The sequence below is a fragment of the Cellvibrio sp. genome (assembly GCF_053579595.1).
Map to the genome: position 1 here is coordinate 1 of NZ_JBRFPI010000241.1, position 6298 is coordinate 6298.

Genomic DNA, 6298 nt, shown 5'->3' on the forward strand with positions numbered 1-6298 from the left:
ATTCGCAGGAGGCGTAGCTATCGTGAAGGTTATAGCGTCGCCTTCGACATCATCGGCGATGATTTGGCCGGTCACTGGCTCATCTTCATTGGATGCGATAACTTGATCGGTCACCAAAGGCGCGCGATTGATATAGTCGGCGTCGTTCTCGACCGGTGCCGAGCCAGATTGGGAGGCAGATGAGTAGTCAAATGCCTGGGGATCGGTGCTTTCAATAATACGGGTAAGCTGAACAAAATCATGGCCTTCACTACCACCACCGCCCCCGGTATTACCCGCGGCCGTTTCTTCCAACTCTTCCAACAAGTCGCCGCCCTGCCCCAATACCGTCAGTGCTTCTTGCACACTGGCATCGCTCAGTAAGGCTTCATCTGTGCCCGTTGCTGTATCGGCAAGAAAGTCGCGACTCATCCCAACTTCAGCACCGCCATTAACCACTAGCGGTTCGCCGGTACCTACATCCAACTCAACGCGGGCGCCCTGCGCCGTTACCAGAATTTCATCGTCATTCAACGTACTGCCCACTGTCAGGGCGCGCAACGTACCATCGGGGGCTTTCGCCCAAGCTTGACCTTGAAGAAACGAAACTTTGGCAACGGCATTACTCATAGATGACTCCACGTCATTTAAAAATGTGATGCAGCTCACGGAGTGAGTGCGATGATGTGGAGTCTAGTTACTGAGGAAAATTGCGCCATTGGACTAAAGGACAATAAGCAGAGTTTTTTTACTGCTATAAAAGAATAATGAATAGAAAGTGGGGATTTTCAACAAAAATGTTTTAAGCGCCAGACTTATTGGAGAACATGAGCACCAATTGCAGGCGGTCGCGCACCTGTAGCTTTTCAAAGGCGGAGCCGAGGTGAGCTTTCACCGTGCGCTCGGTAATGTCCAGATCACGCGCGACTTCTTTATTGCTTTTACCGGCTGCGACTAATTCAGCAACGGCCTTTTCGCGGCTGGTAAGGAGCGACAGATCCGCCTGTGGAGCAGATGTCGCGGGAAGGATACGCGCCGTCGCCAACACCAGTTGCCGCATTAAATCCGCCCCCAACCACATACCACCGGCAGATACTACTTGTGCAACCTGCTCAAGCACCTGTGGAATCGCCAGATAATGCACATAACCACTCGCACCCGCTTCAAGCGCACGACGCGCCTCCTGCGTATTTTCAATCGCCGTCATCGCAATCACACGTGCACCCGCAGCACTCAAGCTTTGAATTTGGATAAAGCTCAGCTCATCACGCAGCAGCAACCACACAAACTCATCGGCATTAACATGCGGAACAGCATTGCTAATTCGCGCAGCAGGAAACGCCTGCTGCCAGCGCGGTGATTGTATTTCAGCGGGCGAAAAAAACAGGTGTTGGCTCATCGTTCAGTCATGGCATTTTGTTGCGCGCGCAGCACAGGTTTTAACAAATAGGCGAGTACCGTTTTCTTGCCAGTGAGAATATCTACCTGCGTCATCATGCCCGGCATAATCGGCAAGCTGGGATCAAATCCGGCGCGCTCGGTACGCACGCGCACAATATAAAACGTGCGCTCTTTTTCATCGGTAATGGTATCGGGGCTGATGTGTTCCACCTTGCCTTTTAATCCACCATAAACGACAAAATCATAGGCGGTAAACTTTACAATCGCCTCCTGACCCGGATGTAAAAACGCAATATCTTTGGGCGATACCTTTGCTTCAATTAATAGCTGATCATCCAATGGCACCATCTCCACCACTTCATGCCCAGGCTGTACTACACCGCCAACCGTATTGGTAAATACGCGCTGCACAGTGCCACGCACGGGTGAACGAATTTCAGCATATTTAATTTTATCGGCGAGGCCAGTGCTGGTTTCCGACAGCGATGCAATTTTGCTCAGCACTTCCGATAACTCATTGCGCCATTTATTGCTAGCGAGCAATTCAGTCTCGCGCAACTTTCCCTCTGACTCTTGCACAGCCAAAACCAAACGCGACTCTTGCGATAAGGCCTGCTCGCGCTCGCCGCGCGCGTTTGATACATCACCTTCCAAGCGCAAAATTTCCACTTCAGAAATTGCACCGCTGGCAAGTAACGGTTTGGTCACATTTAATTCTTGTGTGGATAATTCCAATGCGCGCGTCACCTGCGTTAATTTCGCACGCACTTCATTTAATTCTTCCGAACGCTGATCCAATTGGCTGCGCGCGATACTCAATTGCTCATCCAACTCTTTACGATTGGATTCATACAAGCTACGTTCGTGGTTGACGATATCCGGCGCATCCGCCAGTAAATCATCGGCAAATACCAGCACCGTATTCGATGTTAAGGCTTGCAAACGCGCAGCACGCGCCTGGAGTGATAAGTATTCCGCGCGATTTTCGCGAAAAGTAGAAATAAAACGCGTGGGATCGATACGTAATAATAAATCGCCCTTTTCTACGATTTGTCCTTCACGCACCAAAACCTCTTGCACCACACCGCCATCAAAGGATTGGATAATTTGTAATTGCGATGAAGGAATGACTTTGCCTTCACCGCGCGCTACTTCATCCAATGGCGCAAATGCCGACCACACAACGAGCAAAAAGATAATCAGGGCAATTACACGCAATAATGCGCGCGCACGCACAGGTTCCTGCTGCAACTTCGCCCAATCAGAATCCGTCACCCAATCTTTGGGTTGCTCATGCAAAGGGTCGAGCCAGCGGGCGTAGGCTTTATCAATATAACGGGTTGCGGGCAGACCTAATTTATCCAACCAGCGGCCGATGCGTTCAAACCAGATTTTATCGCGCGAGGCCGTCATTAAGATGCCCTCCCAATCCGGCCTTGACGCAGCGCTTCAACAACCTGTTCTTTCGGCCCATCAGCAACAATTTTTCCACCATCGATCACAATGATGCGGTTCACCAATTCCAGCAGCGACGTGCGATGAGTAATGACCAATAAAGTTTTGTGCGCAGCAAATTGCACCAGATTGCGTTTAAATTCTTCTTCACTGGTGTGATCCATTGCACCGGTTGGTTCATCCATTAATAAAATAGGAGGATCATTCAAGAGTGCGCGCGCAATGCTGACTGATTGGCGCTGCCCACCCGAAAGCAACTGTCCGTGTTCGCCAACTGGCATCGCCAGACCCATCGGGTGCTGATTGACAAAATCAGTGAGCCCACTCAAACGCACGGCTTCGAGAATCGCTTCATCGCTTGCATGAGGCGCGCCCATAGCGATGTTGTCGCGCAGCGAACCAAAAAATAAATTCACATCTTGCGACACATAACCCATATTGCGGCGCAATTCAGCGGGGTCGAGCTGGCGGATATCAATTCCGTCAAGCAACACGGTTCCCGATGTTGGTTCATATAATCCGGCAATTAATTTTTCGATTGTGGTTTTGCCTGAACCATTGCGCCCAAGAATGGCTACGCGCTCACCGGGATTAATTTTAAATGCGACATCGCGCAATACTTCACGCTCATCTTGCGGATATTTAAAGGCTACTTTTTTAAATTCAATTCCACCTTGCAAGCGCGGACGGCTAATCCAAGTTGCATCGATTGGCCGCTCAACCGGTTTTTGCATAATCATATCCAGCGCGTTCAGTGCTGTTGCGGCACTATGGTACTGCATCAACAAGCCTGCAGTTTGCCCTACTGGCGCCATGATACGCGAAGACAGCATATACGCGGCAATCAATCCACCTTGGCTTAAATTACCCTCAATAATTTGGTAAACACCAACAATGATAATAACGACTGACACTGCCTGCTGAATCCACATGGTAGTAGTACCAACTGAGCCAGACAGCAAACGCATTTTCACCCCCACACGCGATACCAGCAGCGTAGTTTTTTCCCACACCGCTTGCATGCGCCCTTCAGCACCGAGGGTTTTTACCGTTTCCAATGCGCTCAGACTTTCTACCAAGGTGGCATTGCGTTGCGCCGATGCCTGCATGGAATTTTCTGACAACAAATGCATTTTGTGCTGCACCGCTGCGGTGTAAATCATCACCAATGCAACCCCCACTAAAATAGGGAATACCAGCGGCCAGGAAATTAATAAGACGACAATTAAAAACAACAACACGAAAGGCAAATCCACCAGCGCTAAAATAGTCGCTGAGGAAATAAAACTGCGGATAGCTTCAAAGGATTGCAAACCGGCGGTAAATGATCCCACAGACGCAGGTCGTTCCGATAATTTCATGCCCAACACCCGTTCCATAATACTGGCAGAGAGCGTGACATCAACGCGGCTTGCAGCGAGATCTACAAACCAGGCGCGCATCATGCGCAAGACAAAATCGGCGCTGATGGCGATCAACATTCCAATCGCCAATACCCAAAGTGTATCAGTGGCGTGATTGGGCACTACACGGTCGTACACATTCATCACGAACAGCGGCGACACCAACGCAAAAAAATTGATTAATAAGGCAGTAAGCAATACATCGCGGTATAAATATTTATGGTCGGCAATAACACTCCAAAACCAATGTGCAGCGCGATTTTTTGCATTGGCCGTTTTACCAATTTCAGCCGTGCGCGCATCGAAACGCTCCAGTGGGCGCACATAAATCGCACGACCGGTGTAATGGCTTGCAAGCTCAGCGAGAGGTACGTCTACAACAGCATCGCCAAGTTCCGGATAAAGCACTTGCGCAACATCGGTTTTCACCGCCAGTAATACGCAGGCTTGATTATCATTTAATAAAAGTACGGCAGGAAACAATGCGCGATTTAGTTGCAGCAAATCGCGCTGTACAATTTTGCTGGTAAGGCCCGCGCGTTTGGCCGCACGGGTAAATAAAGAAGGGGTAAGCTGCTGCGCATCCAGTGGTAAACCTGCCAACAGTGTTTCGCGGGTGCTGGTAATCTGGTGCGCGGCCGCAATAAGTAACAAGCACTCAAGCAGTGGCCCGCCGGTACTGGCAGCGGAGGAAACATCCGTGGAAAGTTGAACATCAAGGGTCATTGTGGCTCCGGGAGCGGCAAGCGGGCAAAACCAATCAATCGCAAATCGTATCGCTAGTCAGATCAAAAGCCTCTGTAATATAGATGGCCATTGCTACACACGCAATTTGATTGCAGAACATTGCACTGCACGCATAAAAAAACGCATCAAATTACGGGAATTTGATGCGCTCTTGGGCAACACTAAAACAAGTACCTGACTATTCGCTACGCGTCACTGTGACATCAACACGGCGATTAGCGGCTTTACCAACAACGCTGGCATTGTCAGCCACCGGGCGAGTTGCGCCAAAACCGTCAACGGTCATAGGAATTGTCTCCAACCCATTCAATACAAAATAATCACGCACCCGCTGCGCACGCGCTTTTGATAGTGGAATATTGAGCGCATCGGTGCCGGTATTATCGGTGTGGCCTTCAATACTGATCTGCACAACCTTGGCGGTCGCCTTGATATCGGCAATCAGTTGATCGAGCTTTTGTGCCGCCCCCGCTTTTAATTGCGAACTGCCCACATCAAATAATGCATCACCGGCGAGCGGCGTTAACTCGCTGATCAAATCATCGCGCCCAAGTGCTTCAGGTGCAACATCAGGACAAGCAGATTCAGAAATATTTAACGAATCGTTTACCTTGGTATCATGCAAGATCCCAAGACCATCACGCACAATACCAAGAGCAGGCAGCAAACTTCCCATGGCCGCTAATGAACGTGCGTAAGCAATTTCCAAATCACCGTTTGCGATAATCAACGCGCGGCTCGCTTGAAAGTATTCATTTTCAGCGTCGAGTAAATCGAGCAAAGTACGCTGACCAATGTTGAATTGCTCGGAGTAGGCAGCACGCACTTTATCGCTAGAGATTCGATGTTGTTGCAATGAGGTAAGTTGCTCGCGAATACGCTGGGTATCGTTGTAGGCAATTTGGGTGTTCTGGCGCAAATCAACACAGGCCTGGTCGCGCAAATCTTTTGCCTGATTCACTTGTTCCAATGAGCGACGCACTGCAGCGCGGTTGGCGCCGCCGCTGTACAGATTGTAAGTAAGTGCTAATTCCACCGCACTTTCATCACCGTAGCTATCGGGATCGGTGCGATTATCAAAACCGTTTTGGTTGCGGCTGGTCACTTGGCGCGCACGCAATTCTGCCTTGGGATAATAACCAGCACGCTCAACTTTTACCGCGGCCTGCGCAGCGCTGATATTTTTAATCGCCGCATGAAAACCGGGATTACCTTGATAGGCGAGCGTCAGTGCCGAGCGAATATTGTCCGGCAATTTTTTCTGGGTCAAATCAACTTCTGCCAAATCTTCCGCAGGCAATTGACCTACCACA

5 protein-coding genes are annotated in these 6298 nt (G+C 49.9%); all 5 read right to left on the reverse strand.

Annotated features, from left to right (window positions below; genetic code table 11):
• Positions 1–609 (reverse strand): retention module-containing protein (locus tag ACWA6V_RS14395; RefSeq protein ID WP_449523143.1); only part of this gene is annotated, 609 nt, incomplete at its 3' end.
• Positions 610–781: 172 nt separating this feature from the next.
• Positions 782–1378, reverse strand: a complete 597-nt coding sequence (locus tag ACWA6V_RS14400; protein WP_310073640.1) for a response regulator transcription factor — start codon at positions 1376–1378, stop codon at positions 782–784.
• The gene (locus tag ACWA6V_RS14405) at positions 1375–2793 is read right to left on the reverse strand and encodes an HlyD family type I secretion periplasmic adaptor subunit (RefSeq protein ID WP_449523144.1); all 1419 of its coding nucleotides are present in this window, start codon (positions 2791–2793) and stop codon (positions 1375–1377) included. Before ACWA6V_RS14405 ends, ACWA6V_RS14400 begins: the two co-directional genes overlap by 4 nt.
• Positions 2793–4964, reverse strand: a complete 2172-nt coding sequence (locus tag ACWA6V_RS14410; RefSeq protein WP_449523145.1) for a type I secretion system permease/ATPase — start codon at positions 4962–4964, stop codon at positions 2793–2795. The genes ACWA6V_RS14405 and ACWA6V_RS14410 overlap by 1 nt, the downstream gene beginning before the upstream one ends.
• Before the next feature lie 199 nt (positions 4965–5163).
• Positions 5164–6298 (reverse strand): TolC family protein (locus ACWA6V_RS14415; protein WP_449523146.1); only part of this gene is annotated, 1135 nt, incomplete at its 5' end.